This is a genomic window from Patescibacteria group bacterium (assembly GCA_038064855.1).
Lineage (GTDB): Bacteria > Patescibacteriota > Minisyncoccia > Ryanbacterales > GWA2-47-10b > SICQ01.
The window spans coordinates 78,239-94,382 of the sequence record JBBTSE010000001.1; the positions used below are offsets into that span (position 1 = coordinate 78,239).

The following is a 16,144-nucleotide window of genomic DNA, read 5'->3' on the forward strand; positions in this document are numbered from 1 at the left end:
GTCGCCACTCCTATTATTTTCCTCTCGTCTTATAAACACGGAACGCCTCTTGGCCGCGCTTATTGCTAATAGATAGAGGTATTTGCCCGCGACGACGCAATTCTGCCTCAAAGATCTCCGCGTCTTTAGTGCGGTGCCCAGATCCTTTTTGTGGCACTGCATCAGTAGCAATAATAAAATAGTAATAATCAAAACCTGTATCAAGAAGGTTAGAATGTCCTTGGGCTCGCATAAACGCCAAATACTGTGACATACTCACTGCGGGCCAAGCATGATACACGTTGAGACGATCGAGCAACCAGATTTGTGCAACATTGTATATATTGTAGTCATACACAACCACCGCCGAATAAAGCGCGAGCCGCTGACGCTCCTGAACTTCTAGAGCCTTTCGATGAGCCTCTTCGAGGAAATGATACCTCATGGTGAATGCTTGGGCGGGACGCTTGCCTTCTAACTCTTGATTGATGTACATACCAAGCTCATTGTATCCCCAATTAAAATTTTCAGAGCGAGCACCCTCGGCATACGCAACAACAGGCGATCCAAACGGATAATATTTAATCTGACTATTGTATGCATACAACACCTCAAACGCCACAACAAAGCATACTACAGTACTAAATATATAACGCCACCGGCCACGCGCACGATCGTAACACCACGCCCACCATACCCCGGCTGCAATGGCAAAAAATGGCGTGAGCATCGATAGGAATCTGTGAGAAGTCCCGATGATACCGACGATAAATAAGCAATATACAAAAAAAGCAAATGCGAGCAGCTCAAATCGGCGCGGGCGTATAATCATCAATATTATTCCAGCAAGAGCACTTAAGAGAAAAAGAGGAGAATTGATGCTCAAGAGCGTCGGCATAAAAGACATGACACGCGATCCAAATGTTCCTACCTCTTTACCAGGTGTCACTTGCCATTCAGACGGATGTTGTCCCGCCAGATACGAAAATTGAAAATCAAAATGCCCGCGCGTAGCGTAGAGACCAGCATTGTAGATGAGCACTGGAGAAAAAACGAAAAGACACACCCCCACGGCTCCTGCTAGCCAACGCCAATGCTTGCGCACAACATCACGCCGGAAGATAAAAAGATGTAAAATTAAAATAGGTATGAGCGCAAAAGTTGTATACTTCGTCAAAAAAGCGCCGCCGAGACACGCGCCAAGAAGTAAAAACCATTTGGGGTGGGACCGTAGCGCGTAGAGATGCGCCCATAATACCGATGCTATCCAAAAGAGAACGAATGACTCTTGAAGGCCGATGCGCGATATATAAATATGATTAACGGTAAGCGCGAGAGAGCCCGCGGCAAAAAACCCCACTTTCTCTCCACCCAACTCTTTGCCAATGCGCCACACTAACCAAAGAGTGCCGAGACCTGCGAGAACTGAGGGAAAACGAAAACCGACATTGGTTTCGCCCAATATATTCATTGAAAGATATTGCATCAAAAAAACAAATGGCGGATGGTCATGGAAAGAAAGATGAGTCCACCATGGACGATCGGGGTCAAACCATTCCAGTGGAGTTGTTTGGTCTTCTGCCTCATCGAAGTCAAGCATGTCAACGGCACGAAACGAGATCAACACTTCATCAGTCAATGTATCTCCGCGGCCCAAAGCATAAAGACGCAAAAAAACACTGGTAATAATAAGTAGAGCAAAAATAATCTTTTTGCTATCCATGCAAACGCAACTTAAAAATCTTCCAAAAACTCTCAAACACAATATGTAAAGTGAGTTTTGACCTGCCAGCTTCGCGCTTGTGAAAAATAATCGGCATCTCCGTGATTCGGAGCCCCAGCCGATGCGCCCGATAGATAGTCTCTACCTGAAAAACATACCCTACCGAAATAAATCTATCGAACGATATCGTAGCGAGCGCCTCTCTCCGAAAACACTTAAAGCCGCTCGTAATATCATGATACGGTAACCCAAGCATCGTGCGCGCGTACAAGTTACTCAATCTACTGAGCGCTTGGCGACGCGCGCTCCACGCAAGAGAGCCTCCTCCACTTACATACCGCGACCCGAGCACGACATCTGACGATGCTATGCTCTCAAGAAACCGCGGGATATCGTGTGGATCGTGTGAAAGATCGCCGTCCATCTGAATAATAATATCACACGACATCTGAAGAGCTCTTTGGAAACCAGCTATATATGCCGTGCCTAAACCGAGTTTTTTTTCACGCTCTATGAGTGTGATGGGAAATTCGCGCGCCAAGATACGAACCATATTCGCTGTTGAATCAATAGAATGATCGTCGACGATGATAAGTGAAAGATGTGGAATGCCGAGCGAAAAAAGTGAACGGGCAAGTTTCTTGATATTCCCCTCCTCGTTGTAAGTAGGCACAATGACGATGACCCGTGCCTCTTGTGCGGATGTCATGCGCGAGAAGCTGCCTTCTGGACAACCATAACACCCAAGCCCATCGCTATACCGACAACTATACTGCCAAATAACCATCGTGCATGTACTTCTCCAGATGGTAATACTCCCTCGCCAATCGATGCCATAAGAGGCTCGGGGGGCGGTGAAATCTCCTTGGATATTGTTGTAGTGGCGATAGAAACTTTGACAGGTACACGGATTGGCTCGTGGGGAATATCTGTGGGTAGGGCCATTACTATTTTTTTATCTTGCCTGTATACGGTAGCTATCTTGCCATCCGGATACGCAAGTGTGAGTGGCGTAATGCCCTCGATGGCATTAATGCCAGTTACCCCTCCTCCAAAAATAGTATGTGCTTTAGGCGCGATCGAAGTGCGGGGTGGAAATAGAAAACTACTAAGACGCCACCCTGAGATATCAATACTTTCTCCCGAAGGATTGAAAATCTCAATTAGCCCGTCAACACCGAAGACAACCTTACTTATCACGAGCGGATTTTCTACTACGGTAATTTTGATATCATCACGAGCCGTCTGTTCACCCAAGGCAATATAGAGCGTTGCGACATAGGTCCCAGGATACCCATAGATATGACGAACATTTTCTCCTTCAGCGATCGCCCCATCACCAAAGTTCCAGAAAAAACGAGTATGTTCACTTTCCAAACGATCATCTTGCCAACCGAGAGCTTTTCCTTCAAACAACATATCAGCACCCGCGATACCACGACGATCATTGCCTGCGAGCGCACGGATCTTTGAAACCTCGGTGGGACCCGAATATACCTTCCCACCCGCAGTGGCCTCCTTGGCAAGTTCTTCTGTAACCGTGAGGTCTTCTTCACTTGATACTTCAGCGCTTTGATCTGTAACACTCCACAGTGAAGCGCCCGCCCCACTACTACCTGTACGGCGAAGTACCTCCCCCTCTTCATCTACTGTAATGAGAACTGGCTCCCCCTTTATCCAGAGCCCTGCATCAGCCGCTGACGGCTCCCATGTCTCACCTGATTTTCCGTATTCAACAAAATCTTTTATCGTATCTTTTGAATGCGAAGAGCTAGAAAAAAGGGCGACCGAACCCGATGTATTGCCCATATTGCCGCTCGCGGACGCAAAATACAACTTCTCGGCGCTCATTTGCCCTGAAGCGCGTAAAAAGACGGTTACGCGTGCACTACCGGAAAGCGTGAAATTGGGAAACGTAAAATATCCAATGCCGTCCGGGTAGAGATCCCAACCGGTCAGTGCAACGTCCTCGGTGCCGGTATTTTTGAGCACTACATATTCAAAGCCCGTGTCGGCACCCGCGGGATTGAAAAAAACTTCGTCAATCACTACTGCCCCACCCGCTGCATACGCCCCGAGGGGCAAAAAATAAAGGAGCCGGATCGCGTAGAAAAGACGCTTCATGAAAGTATTTTAGTTCGGCGACCCGATAGGTTTGCCAGCGCGCAAATCTGCAAGATCTTCTGCCGCTTGTTTATTTTTTGGATCCGCCGCGACAAGTCGCTCATAGTAGATTATTGCAAGATCACGCTTGCCCATATCGTAGTAGTAGGTTGCGAGCGCCGAGAGCAAATTTGAATCGTCTTTATTGTATTCGAGTCCGCGCAATAAGATTTTATCTGCCTCATCTTTTTTCTCCGTATAGTTGTACCGATAGAGGTTTGAAAGATTTATATAAGCAGAAGTAATCGTTTGATTATTTTTAATAACCGCTAAAAACATCTCTTCAGCTTTGACATAATTTACCAAATCGTGCCAGTAGAGCTGGCCGAGGTTTGCATAGGCATCAGCGAAAGTAGAATCAATCTTTACCGCAAAAAGCCAAGCCTGCTCGGCACCCTTATAATCACCAAACATTTTTTTGATAGACCCTAAAGAATACCAAGCTTGAAGATCGTTTGATTTTTTGTTGATATCAGCAACAAGTGATGTAAACGATGCATATGCCTTTGTGCGCGCCTCACCCTTGAGGGCTGAACGGCTTTCATCGAGAGAATCGAAACCGGTAGGTGGCTGAAGCTTTGAAGTATTGCCATCGGGAGTATTTGAATCGTCGGAAGGTGGCGGCGGCAAAACCTCGCCAACAGGTGGAGGAGGGGTTTGGATATTCTGATCGGGAGAAGTGAGCTTTATAATCCCCCAAACGGCAAAAATGAGTACAGCGATACCTAAGACAATAAAGAGAAAATTCTTTTTCATAGATACCAATATTATAGGAAAATAGGACAAAAATACAACGTGGGTTATCCAGCAAAAACAAAAGACCCCCGAAAGGGGGTCTTTTGTTTATCTCGCCTCGCCCTTCGGGGCGAGGCGAACCTAACACAAGGAATTAGGATTTTGATACCAACGGTTAGTTGGCGAGAACTGACTGGTTCAAGCCCGTGGTCGGAAGACCAGGAACCTTGAAGCCGTTCATCCAGTCGTGACTAGTCGTTGAGTGCGACGCCGATGAAGACGCTGCATCTGACGAGAAGTCTGCCCAGATAAATGCCGTAGTAGATGCTGCATTACCAGCCTTACCGTACCACTGGCCTTGCTCAAGGTCGATTGAGCTTACCGTACCCAAGAGGCGCTGGTCAGAGCCGATGAGATCGACATTCTGAGCGCGAGCTGAATCACCCAAAAGGGTGGTTGCAATGCTATCGCCCGTACCATCTGTGGTCACTGCACCCTTCAAAGTGAAGTAGTACGTTGAGCCAGCAGGAATGGTTACCCAGCTGTTTGAATAGTCAGACGTGTTATCCGCCAAGATGCGGAGAACCAAGTTGTGACTTGCATCGAAGTTCTGAGTCTGATCGAAGAATGCTGCCGCTGAACCCGTTGCCGTGTTCATGATCTTCGCGTTCGACATGTCAGGATTCGGTGAGACATATACCTGGAATCCAGGCAATGTAGTGCGCAAGGTGGTGACGCCAGACGTTGCAATCTTGAAGCTAAGGCGATTGATTGCAATATCATACTTTAGATCAGCCTTGACACTCCACATGAAGAGATCCTGCGTACCCGAGACCAATTTACTTGATGAGAGATTGATCTTGGCGACAGTCGGAACCGAGAGGAAGGTTACAACACCTTGTCCTGCGGTATCTGAACCGTAAGAGTTTGATGCGTGTACCGAGCTACCTGATTGCTTGCCGACTGCCTTCTGCTTGCCTGAGGTTGCGTTTGCACCTGCGGCATCATAATCGATACCTACATATGCGCCCGCTTGACCAGGACATGAAGAACAGATGCCAGCGAGATCAACTTTCACCGTCAAGCGCTTGAACGAATCCTTAGGAATAAGGAATGAACCTATGCCTGATTGTGGGAACTGGAAGTCTTCTACGCCATCAGTAAATGATGGGGAAACTTTGCGCTGTACAAGTGTTGCGCCGTCCCAGAGCTCGATTGCCGCAAAGTTGGCACCGGTTGATGAACCAGTCGCGTCAATCTGCAAGCGGAGGTCTGTTACTGCGAGCTCTTCTGAGGTTGCAGTAAAGCGAAGTACGTTGAGTGTGACACCCGTTGAACCTGCTGGCGTCCATATTTCTGTTGGCGCTGATGCGTCAAGAGCTACTGAGTAACCACCAGCACCGCGGATGGTCATGGTTGCACCGTTGACCGATGAGGTAAGGGTTTCTGAAACAGTTGAACTCTGTGCCTTTGTGGTCACTGACCAGTCAGGTGAACCTGCCGAGAAGTCAAACTTGATCGTACCACCACCTGTAGCCGTACTTGAGATGTTACCTGTCAAGGTAAGAGTCTTTGATGAACCCTTTGTGATGATCAGGTTGTTATCAAGCGTGAAGGTAAGGTTTTCGGTGTTACCTGTCGCATCAACAACGTTGGTACCAGTGTTGAGCTGGGTGGTGCCGTCCCAGAGCTTGAGCCCTGTGTATGCACTACCTGTAGCGCCCACAACAGTCTTGCGGAATGCTGCGCTCGTCACACGGAGATCGTCACCTGATGCGGTTGCGTCAAGCGAGAAGCGTCCGAGTTCTACGCTCGTTGAAGGAGCGATAACATTTTGTGATGAGAGTGAAGTTGATGGAGTTACCACCAAAGTACCCGCCTTAACTGTGATAGTAGCACCAGTCACGCTGACAGCTGGTGTCGCCGTGATTGAGTTACCGGTCGTTTGTCCAGTGATCGAAGTGATTCCAGTTGAAGGAGTGAATGACAACGCGATGGTGTCATTGCTCTCCCAAGCGGTGTTCAATGTACCCTTGATGGTATACGTGTTTACACCTACAGGAACAGTGATCGAGTCGGTGAAGGTCATCGTAAATGGAGCAGCTGATCCAGCTACACCACCTGAGAAGTCCTTAGGACCTGCTACTGCCGCACCATTTTTGTCGTAAACAGTTACGCTAGTGATGGTGCCGTTTTCACCGCCTGAGTCATTGTCAGTCGTAGTGATTGAAATGGCCCATGAAGTGAATGTTACCGGCTCACCCTTGACCTCAAGTTTGAAGCCGCCGAGTGGAACCTGGCTACCGCCTGACACAACGTTTTGTGCAGGTACTACACTATTGTCTGCTGATACTGACAATGAACCATTTCCTACGGTTACCTTGTAGGCATCGTAGATTGGGTTCAAGTCATCATCGAACGATCCGTCTGCGTCTGTCTGTGATGTATCACCATCATCAGCTGACGTAGGCTGGACATCGTACCCGAAGGTCTTGCCGCGAACGACAACATCTGAGTAGCGATAGAGATCGAATTTGATTGTTCGATTTGAGCCTGAAACGATATCGCCCTTGAGGGAGATTTCGGTCTGCTCACCCTTCTTGATCTGGAGAGGTGGGTTAAATACACCTGTGTAGTATTTGCCATCTGAAGAGACAATTGGGGTGTAGGTCTTGCCATCCTTATCAACCATAACTACGTTTGCAAGGTCTTCTTTTGAAGCTGACCCTGACTGGTTAAAGCGCATTGAGCGAAGCTCCATGTCTTCAGCCGATCCTGCAGTTACTTTGATTGATGAGAAGGTGTAGCCCGTTGTACCTACTTCCTTGGTTGGTGATGAACCCGGTTCGATTGAACCATTGTCAAGCGTTGCTGAACCAACAGTAAGTGAAGAGTTGATAGTCTGGGTTGTACCCGTAAGCGGAAGTGATCCGTTTACAACTGCTGATGTGTTGACTGCTGCGAGTGAAAGGGTACCTGCCTGTCCTGCATACGAGGAGAGGCTTGCTACCATGTCGCCTGCGATCGTCATCTCACGCGTCTGCCCTGCCTTTACAGTGAAGGGTTCAGTGAGAATTGTCTGGTGATTTGAGTTAAGAGTCTTTGAGAGACCGAGGCGTACACCCTGCTCATCCAAAAGGATGATGCCTGAGAATACCGCATCGTTCATAAGACCTGTGCGCTCAACGGTCAATGAGTTTACTACGACATCACCGTCAGACGATGCAGTAAAGCGAACTCGTGTAAATGGCACGTTGATTGCACTCTGTACCGCAAGGGTTGCTTGCGGCTGGGTGCCGGCTGATACCGACAAACCAGTGCCCGTTCCTGCGGGAGGAGGAGTGCCTGATGGAGGAGGCGTTGTGCCACCTGCCATCGCGTTGTAAGCGTTGCGTGACTTAAGACCGAAGTAACCTGCGACTGGTGTGATGCCAGCAGATGTCTGCCATTTCATCACCGCGGCCTTGGTCAACGGTCCGAAGTTTGTCGATTCGCTGCCAGGTGATCCTGCACCAGTGGCTGCGATTTGGTGCCCTGCACCATTAAGATACTTCTGCAAGCAACGGACATCTTCACCTGTTGAAGATCCGCCGGCTCCTGCTACTGAAAGGTCACGGGTGAACCCGCAGCTACCTGTCGATGTGCCAGAGCCTGTGCCACCTGAAGGGGCACCGCCTGTGAGCGACGTGCGAACATTGTTGATAGTTGCGGTATCTGCTCCAAACGATTGAAGCAAGCCGATGATGCTATCAATGTTTGACTGAGTCAGTGCTGCCGAAGCGGCAAGCGGAGCGCCAACCAACCATGTTACAGTCGCCACACTCATGAAAACTGAGAGGGCTTTCCTCCCTGTTTTGTTGAATTTACTCATGTGGTTTCTTTCTTTTTGAATAATTAGTATACCCAGCATCTTGTTCCTCGACTAAAGGAACGCGATACCGAGCTTCCATTGTCAGTACTATATTTGTAATAGGGCCCTTTGACTACCCAGCCCCACCTCTGCGTCCAATAAAGACACAGAGGTGGAGCCGGGATCAGCGAGGCGAGCCCGAGCAACCTGCCAATATTTAATAGCAAGAATAAGAATACTGAAGTTCGGAATATTCCGAATCTCTCGATATGTAGTTTTCAAAGGTCTGTCAATCAGGAAAGGTCCGTCGTTTCACCCTGAAACTTGCCAAAGATACTCGAGCAAATTTCAGAGAAAAACACTCTAAACGCCTTAAAGAAGCCAAAGAATGGCCCCTTCAAAAATAACTCAATCAAACAAGAACATTACTAGCATTAGTATACGGTAAGAATGAGTGCTCATTCAATTGGAAACCTTGTGGATAAAAGCAAAATCGACGCAAAATGAGGGTCTTAACCTATGAAAAGAGTATATGTTTTTGAGCCCTCAATGTCAAGAAAAAAGGCCCTAAAAAGTTCTAACGATTGAGCAATGTTTTTTGTTACGACAAACAAAGGATTTCTATCGGACATATCGGACATACTTCTTGTGTCCGATAGAAAGACAATATAGGTAAACGATTTTCAGGTTACTGCTTTTCGGTAAAATATCGCCTCCATCGGCGTTCGCCCTCGCTACGAATAGTGCGGGCTGACACCAAATCGCTCAAGTCTCGCTGGATCGTTTTATCACTTATTTTGCCTTCAAAAAATGTAACAACATCACCGATGCTAATCCCCCCTTCTGTCGTGGTTATATATTCTAAAATCTTTCTCTGGCGATCCGATGGTTGTGCTGTCTCTTTGTATGATCTGGTAGATATAGATTTTTTTTCTTGTGGAATCTCTTTTCTTTGCTCAGCAACTATCTCCTGGCCTCCTCGAAAGACACTTGACTCAATATGCCGATATTCGCGAATGAGTACTTCAAAATTGATACGAGAAATATATGATATTGACGAGGCAAGCTCCAAGAGTCGAATGAGTTCACTAAACAACATCACCATCGACTTTGATCGTGCTTCTTCTTCGGGGATTGAGAGAAGTTCGGGGTTTTTGAGCGCTACCTGTGACAGATCAAGAGAGGTTCGGCGAAGCGCCCACTTGAGTGGTTCTTCGTCGGCCATACGATCCGTCACCCGATAGAGGGCGGCTGTCAGGCGCTCGAGAGGCTTGGTATCCATGCCGTCATACTATGAAAAAACAACCCCTCCGGTCAAGGGAGGGGTTACGACTTTAATATAAGATTTTTTATTATTTGGCGAGCGCCTGGTCAATCATTGCTTTGACTGACGGGTATGGGAGAGCACCATTTATAGGGATTGATTTGCCATCTTTTGTGATAATCAAGCTATACGGAGTTCCCTGTGCACCTGCCGCTGCGGCATCTTGCATCTGATCAGACACTTTTTGTGTGAATTCGCCACCAGAGAGACACGCCTCAAACGCACCTCGATCAAGACCCAAGTCTTGAGCTATCTTTGGGAGTTGCGCGAGGTCAAGACCGTTGTTTGCGGGCGTGATCTCAAAAATCTTGTCGATATAGCGCCAGAAAGCGTCGTTGCCGCCAAGCTTTGCCGCACACTCTGAAGCCTCGGCCTCTTTGCGTGCTTTGGAATGAATTTGCTCGAGCGGTAAATGACGATAGACCCATGCTACCCTGCCATCGTTGCCGTATTCATCCATGACCTGAAGCATGGTTTGATGAAAGTTCTTACAAAATGGGCATTCGAGGTCGGAAAATTCGACAATCTTGATCTCTGCATCGGGATTACCACGCAGGTGATCATCGCCGCTTACCTCGCGAGCGGTAAGAGCGCCTCCTACTGCGGCTACCCCTGGGTTGTTGTTATCAATAGGTGCGGAAGCGCCTGGGCCTTGGCTGTAAATAGCAAAAGCGACAAGCGCCCCTGCTGCTACGATCGCGAAAGGTACGGTAAGACTTTGAGACTTGCCGGAATCCTGCGTTGATGGTGATGATTCTTGTGTATCCATATGGGCTTATTATAGAGATCGCACATAAAAACGCAACCTTGCGCTACAGGAGTTTTTCTAGAACAAAAAGTGACTCGATATGGGGTGTGCGAGGGAAAAAGTTGAATAGTTCGGCATGAGTGATCTGGTATGCGTCTTTGAGTATGGCAAGATCATGCGCCTGCGTGACGGGATTGCATGAAAGATATAAAATTTTTGGTGGTAAAACCTCGAGAATGCGGCCAATAACCTTGGGATGCACGCCCGCGCGTGGCGGATCCATGATGAGCACATGTTCACCGTCTATGAGTTCACGCGCCTTGCGATCTGATGCATGTACGGCATGAATGTTTCCACCTGTGGCTCTCGCCCCTTCATCTAAAAGAGCAAACGACGCATCATCAAGTTCTACCGCGGTCAGCGTTTTTACTTTGTCTCTGAGCGAGAGGCCGATGGCACCAACGCCCGAGAAAAAATCAAGCACATTATCACCCTTACCTACAAACTCACGCATACGCGAGAGTGCGAGTTCAAATACCGGCGGATTGATTTGGAAATAGCTTAAAATAGTCATCGGAAACGCTTTATCTAAAATCTGCTCGTATATTTTTTCTTCACCGGCCTCGGCCAACAAACCCTCGGGGCGCGATGCGGGCGCCTCGGGTGGCGAATAAAAAACAGACACGCCTTTGATATGTGTACCGAGCAACTCTTGTATGGGCGGCAAAACTACCGCTCTGTCTTGTACAAAAAGACCTGCGAGTATCTCGCCTGCCCGATTGGCACGCAAGATCAGTGATTTGGCGGCTGCTGGCGGCATACCGTGCGCGTTGAGAAAATCTACAATGCGCACAAGTGCGTTATTTATTTCTTTTTGAGCAAGCATGCAACCTGATAAGGTCAAAAGTTTATGCGTATGACGCTCGTGAAATGCGCCCGATATGTTGCTATCTTTTGGCGCGAGCGTAAATTCCATCTTGTTGCGATATCCCTCCATAACCCCGTCGGTCGTTATCTCGAGATTTGGTAGCTCTATACCGATGCCCGCAAAAAGCTCTTGCGCCAATTTTTTCTTCCAAAAAAGCTCTTGGTCATAACTTAAAACTTGCCACGCAGAGCACGAAAGATAATGGTCCTCGCGCGGCTCTTGCCTATGCGGTGATGGCTGATTGATACCAAGAAGCTTTCCTGTATACTCGCCTTTTTTGCGTCCTACGATCTCTGCCTCTACCACTTCGCCGGGTAATCCACCAAAAACGCGCATGATTTTACCGTGCGCGCGTCCAACCCCCGCCCCATCAAAACCGAAAGAATCTACAGAAAAAACGATGGGATCACCTTTTTGCATACCTGAAGACTATCGTCCGGGCTTCAACTCCGTATAGCCAAGATGCTTGAGCTTAAGTTTTTCCAATGCTTTTCCGAAATTTTTGGTTAATTTCGATTTCGGGTATGTAGCGCGTAAGAACTATTTCCTTACATACACTGTTACTGATCTGTCACAACTCAGATATTGCTGCACAGAATATGCCACCGAAGTATCCTTAAGACAAACATCAATCCATCTTTTATTGCCAGTACCATCTCCACCAGTACCCATAGGAACTGGCAGCTGGAATGAATTTACCTGAGGGTTAAATGGAATTTGATGTGTATGGACTTGTCCCTGATAATCTCCAAAAATAATCTCTACCACGACATTATTTTGTGTTGGAGGATTTGTAACAGCCCAATCTACCGTATATGTTTTCCCCTCATAGAGAACTGGATCTCCATTATTTCGGAAAAAGATATGCGAAATGGATGGTTTTGATTGGGTATTACCTATGGTTATCACTCCTGTATAATCGCGCATATCCTTGGGTGTATAGTTTGAGCATCCACTGAGACAGAACAAACCGACGGTATAGTCACCCGAAAAGGTGCCGGGTATTTTCCAGTTAAATATTCCTGTATTCGGTAAATTCCATAAGTTGTTTGCTATATCCGGATCAAAGGCGCCGTACTGAAATCTAAATTGATCAACAACAGGCGAGTTTAAAACTCCTGCAACCGAATGGTAAAGAGTAAAGGCTATCTTGCTTTCTGATGTGCCTCCCTTCCATCGAATCGCCATAATATCACCAGCATGAAACGCGTCACCCGCTTTTGGTGAAATAAATTTGAGTGCATTTTCATTTGTCGCTGTATTGCTAGTTGGCGGAACCGGGAATACTGGTGAAGGTTGATTATTTATTACTGGTAGTTGAGTGGGAGCAGGACTAATACCAACAGAAAAAACTTCATTGAGTTTAGTTCGTGTTCGTTTCCTAATGAGCCCGTAACCAGTACTTGCAGGATTTCCTTGACTTACAATTCCATACTTTGCCTGAAATCGTTGCACCGCCTTTTCTGTAAGCAGGCCGAAATAACCGGACACGATGCCTTCCGGATAAATCGAAACATCACTTTTGAGAGCTATTTGCAACTCTCTAACCTCGGGATGGGATGAGCCTCTTTGTAAAAATTGCGTGAATGTATACGCTTGAGCGATGTAAGGCACGAGCATGACAACGGCTACTATGTAACCTATTTTTACTGCTTTCAACATAGTTGAGTGGTTTAAAATATAATAAAAATGGACTTAAATCTTCAGATATCTTCAAGTGGCAACAAACAAGAAATAACTTACTGTAAACCTTCTAACCATGATCGTATTTTAGCACAGCAAAACTAGCTTGTGCTACAGCGGATCCCGAGACATAAAAAATCCGTTCGATTCCCCTTCAATTTTGTTCCGGGTCAGGGACTCGAACCCCAATACCATGCTCCAGAGGCATGTGTCCTGCCATTAGACGAACCCGGAATATGTGAGCGGATTATATCTTAAGATACCGTCTTGTAGCAACAAAGCTTGAGAAGACACCGATGGTGATGCCGACCATAAAGAGAGCGAAGAAAAAGAGAAAAAGGTTTTGTGTATAGAACGAGAAGAGATCAACCCCGCCAAAAAACTCGCGCGCGCGTGGCCCCATCCACAATGTCGCGGGCCAAAAGATCAGCATCGATATGATGGAGGCAAAAAATCCGTGCGCCGCACCCTCCACCAAAAACGGCCCGCGCACATACCAAGTAGAAGCCCCTACAAGACGCATGATACTAATCTCTTCGCGCGAAGTATAGATTGCCAGACGGATAGTATTGAACGCTACCAAAAATGCTACAAAACCCAATACCGCGCTCACCCCAAAGCCTACGCGACGCGTGAGTGCGAGTACCGCCTCGAGGCGTCTGAAGATTGCTTCGTTTTGTCGATAGTCAACCTTGTCGAGCGATGCATCAAAACCACCATTTTCTAAAAACCGTACGATTGATTCATAGTTTTGCTGCTCGGCTGCACGAATGCGTAATACCGCACCAAGTGGATTTTCACCAAGCTCATCGAGTGCACTCGATATGAGCGCGTTATCTTTGTGGCGCTCTTTGAAAATCGCGAGAGCTTCATCTTGAGATACATAGGTTATCTCACGCACCTCGGAAAGTCCCTGCAAAAGTCCGCGGATACGAAAAATTTCATTTTCTTCGGCATCTTGCTTGAAGTACGCGCTGACATCTACTTTTTTCTCAACTTCCGCGAGTGTCGCGTTGAGCAATACTTGGAACATGATGAGCGAACCGACCATCAGGATAGCAAGAACCATCACTAATATAGTAGCGACCGACACCCAGCCGTTGCGCCAAAAATTGGTAAATGCGTTGCGTATGACTCGTTTGAAACTCGTGCCTACCATATCTAGAGTATATAACGCCCGCGCTTCTCGTCGCGAACTACTTTGCCATCTTCGAGCGTAATGACACGCTTGCCGATAGTATCAATAATATCTTTGTCATGCGTTGCCAAAATAACCGTGGTACCAAGCTCATTGATCTTGCCCAAAAGCCGAATGATATCCCAAGTGTTGAGTGGGTCAAGATTTCCCGTCGGCTCGTCGGCAATCACCACCTCGGGACGGTTAACAAGCGCGCGGGCGATTGCAACACGCTGCTGCTGGCCGCCTGATAATTCGTGGGGGAAAAAATCCATCTTGTCGGAAAGACCTACCAGATCAAGAATATGCGGCACATCGGCTGCGATCTCGTCATCTTCTCTGCCTGATGCTTCAAGTGCGAATGCTACATTTTCATACGCCGTTTTTTGCGGGAGCAGACGAAAATCTTGAAACACGGTACCGATTTTTCTGCGTACAAACGGAATCTCGGAGCGCGAGAGATTATGGACATCGAGTGATTGAAAGTATACTGATCCAGCCGTAGGTCGTTCTTCAGCAAGTAATAATTTAATGAGTGTTGATTTGCCTGAACCTGACTGACCTACTACCGATACAAACTCTTGGGGTTCTACGGTAAACGAAACATTCTCGATAGCTATCGAGTTGCCGTTGTAAATTTTTGATACATTATCGAAGTAAATCATGTTCTATAAACAAATCGAGATCGCCATCCAACACGGCATCTACCTGTGAAGATTCGGCGCCGGTACGATGATCTTTGACCATTTGATACGGATGCACTACATATGAGCGAATTTGACTGCCCCATTCAATTTTTGTCGGGGTCTCACCCTTGAAGCCGTCAATCTCTTTGCGGCGTGATTCTTCTCGTATTGTATACAATTTTGCACGCAAAATCGAGAGGGCGATGTCGCGATTGGCCGCCTGCCCCCGCTCGGAGTCTACATGCACTTGAATGCCCGTTGGCTTGTGCATGATGCGTACCGCAGTTGATCGTTTGTTTACATTTTGCCCACCAGGACCTGACGAGCGTGCAAATGAGATATCAAGATCGTCATCGCGTATTTCGATATCAGCGGTCTTGGGCAGTACCGGCAATACTTCTAAATACGCGAAGCTGGTGTGACGCAGTTTTTTTGAAGAAAAGGGCGAGATACGCACGAGCCGGTGCACACCCATCTCGCCGCGCAATAATCCATACGCAAACGATCCTTCAACCCGAAAAGTCGCATTTTTGATACCATCATGTTCATTTTTGTGGAGATGTAGCACCGTGACCGTCCAACCCTTTTGTTCGGCAAAGCGCGTATACATACGAAACATAATCCGCGCCCAATCTTCGGCATCATCACCACCAGCGCCTGCAATCACTGACAAAATCGCGCTGGCTTTATCATATGTTCCTGAAAGTAGTGCGGCGCGTTGAGCTTTGCCAAAACGGCGCTCGAGGTCACCAATATCAGCCGAGAAATCTTTTTCTTCGCCCGCCATTGCGTCGAGTTCGGCGAGTGCGCCAATGTCGCCTGACAAATCCTCCCAGTCAGTAACTTCATTTTTGAGTGCGCTGATTTGCTCGCCTACCTCGCGGGCGCGCTCCCTGTCTTCCCAAAACTTTTCGTGTTGAGTTTCTGTTTCGAGTTTGAGTAGCTCCTCTCGCTTCGCACGCAGGTCAAAGACGGTCCGCCGTTTCGCGGACCTTGGCGTGCAATGCGTCTATGCGTTTTGTTGCATCACTCACGCCAAAAGCATAGCATGGTTTCCCTCTCTATACCAAAGTGTTTGAGCCACCTCCCGGAGTCGAACCGGGGACCTTCACTTTACGAAAGTGCTGCTCTACCAGCTGAGCTAAGGT

General features: G+C 47.5%; 12 protein-coding genes and 1 tRNA gene. All 13 read right to left on the bottom strand.

Annotation, left to right across the window (positions count from 1 at the left end; translation table 11 throughout):
- Positions 1–13 precede the first annotated feature (13 nt).
- The gene (locus AAB417_00375) at positions 14–1,702 is read right to left on the bottom strand and encodes a glycosyltransferase family 39 protein (protein MEK7630476.1); all 1,689 of its coding nucleotides are present in this window, start codon (positions 1,700–1,702) and stop codon (positions 14–16) included.
- Positions 1,695–2,411, bottom strand: coding sequence for a polyprenol monophosphomannose synthase (locus AAB417_00380; protein ID MEK7630477.1), 717 nt, complete (start codon positions 2,409–2,411; stop codon positions 1,695–1,697). Before AAB417_00380 ends, AAB417_00375 begins: the two co-directional genes overlap by 8 nt.
- Positions 2,408–3,826: a lamin tail domain-containing protein gene (locus tag AAB417_00385; GenBank protein MEK7630478.1), complete on the bottom strand. Its 1,419-nt coding sequence runs from the start codon at positions 3,824–3,826 to the stop codon at positions 2,408–2,410. Before AAB417_00385 ends, AAB417_00380 begins: the two co-directional genes overlap by 4 nt.
- 9 nt (positions 3,827–3,835) lie before the next feature.
- A complete protein-coding gene (locus tag AAB417_00390; GenBank protein MEK7630479.1) occupies positions 3,836–4,621 on the bottom strand; it encodes a hypothetical protein in 786 nt (261 codons plus the stop codon).
- Between the two features lie 154 nt (positions 4,622–4,775).
- A complete protein-coding gene (locus AAB417_00395; protein ID MEK7630480.1) occupies positions 4,776–8,471 on the bottom strand; it encodes a peptidoglycan-binding domain-containing protein in 3,696 nt (1,231 codons plus the stop codon).
- 667 nt (positions 8,472–9,138) lie between these two features.
- Positions 9,139–9,732: a hypothetical protein gene (locus tag AAB417_00400; protein ID MEK7630481.1), complete on the bottom strand. Its 594-nt coding sequence runs from the start codon at positions 9,730–9,732 to the stop codon at positions 9,139–9,141.
- Between the two features lie 70 nt (positions 9,733–9,802).
- Positions 9,803–10,543, bottom strand: a complete 741-nt coding sequence (locus AAB417_00405; protein MEK7630482.1) for a DsbA family protein — start codon at positions 10,541–10,543, stop codon at positions 9,803–9,805.
- 43 nt (positions 10,544–10,586) lie between these two features.
- Positions 10,587–11,870, bottom strand: coding sequence for a hypothetical protein (locus AAB417_00410; GenBank protein MEK7630483.1), 1,284 nt, complete (start codon positions 11,868–11,870; stop codon positions 10,587–10,589).
- Positions 11,871–11,990: 120 nt separating this feature from the next.
- Complete coding sequence (locus AAB417_00415) at positions 11,991–13,112, bottom strand: peptidoglycan-binding domain-containing protein (GenBank protein MEK7630484.1); 1,122 nt, start codon at positions 13,110–13,112, stop codon at positions 11,991–11,993.
- Positions 13,113–13,296: 184 nt separating this feature from the next.
- A tRNA-Gln gene (locus AAB417_00420) sits at positions 13,297–13,367 on the bottom strand.
- 13 nt (positions 13,368–13,380) lie between these two features.
- Positions 13,381–14,292: a permease-like cell division protein FtsX gene (locus AAB417_00425; protein ID MEK7630485.1), complete on the bottom strand. Its 912-nt coding sequence runs from the start codon at positions 14,290–14,292 to the stop codon at positions 13,381–13,383.
- 2 nt (positions 14,293–14,294) lie between these two features.
- Positions 14,295–14,975 carry a cell division ATP-binding protein FtsE gene (gene ftsE, locus AAB417_00430; GenBank protein MEK7630486.1) on the bottom strand — a complete coding sequence of 227 codons (681 nt, stop codon included), beginning with the start codon at positions 14,973–14,975 and terminating at the stop codon, positions 14,295–14,297.
- A complete protein-coding gene (gene prfB / locus AAB417_00435) occupies positions 14,959–15,960 on the bottom strand; it encodes a peptide chain release factor 2 (GenBank protein MEK7630487.1) in 1,002 nt (333 codons plus the stop codon). Before prfB ends, ftsE begins: the two co-directional genes overlap by 17 nt.
- Positions 15,961–16,144 lie beyond the last annotated feature (184 nt).

Coding starts and splice junctions, on each gene's coding strand:
- AAB417_00375 (MEK7630476.1), bottom strand. CDS start 1,702: ATGGATAGCAAAAAGATTATTTTTGCTCTACTTATTATTACCAGTGTT.
- AAB417_00380 (MEK7630477.1), bottom strand. CDS start 2,411: ATGACATCCGCACAAGAGGCACGGGTCATCGTCATTGTGCCTACTTAC.
- AAB417_00385 (MEK7630478.1), bottom strand. CDS start 3,826: ATGAAGCGTCTTTTCTACGCGATCCGGCTCCTTTATTTTTTGCCCCTC.
- AAB417_00390 (MEK7630479.1), bottom strand. CDS start 4,621: ATGAAAAAGAATTTTCTCTTTATTGTCTTAGGTATCGCTGTACTCATT.
- AAB417_00395 (MEK7630480.1), bottom strand. CDS start 8,471: ATGAGTAAATTCAACAAAACAGGGAGGAAAGCCCTCTCAGTTTTCATG.
- AAB417_00400 (MEK7630481.1), bottom strand. CDS start 9,732: ATGGATACCAAGCCTCTCGAGCGCCTGACAGCCGCCCTCTATCGGGTG.
- AAB417_00405 (MEK7630482.1), bottom strand. CDS start 10,543: ATGGATACACAAGAATCATCACCATCAACGCAGGATTCCGGCAAGTCT.
- AAB417_00410 (MEK7630483.1), bottom strand. CDS start 11,870: ATGCAAAAAGGTGATCCCATCGTTTTTTCTGTAGATTCTTTCGGTTTT.
- AAB417_00415 (MEK7630484.1), bottom strand. CDS start 13,112: ATGTTGAAAGCAGTAAAAATAGGTTACATAGTAGCCGTTGTCATGCTC.
- AAB417_00425 (MEK7630485.1), bottom strand. CDS start 14,292: ATGGTAGGCACGAGTTTCAAACGAGTCATACGCAACGCATTTACCAAT.
- ftsE (MEK7630486.1), bottom strand. CDS start 14,975: ATGATTTACTTCGATAATGTATCAAAAATTTACAACGGCAACTCGATA.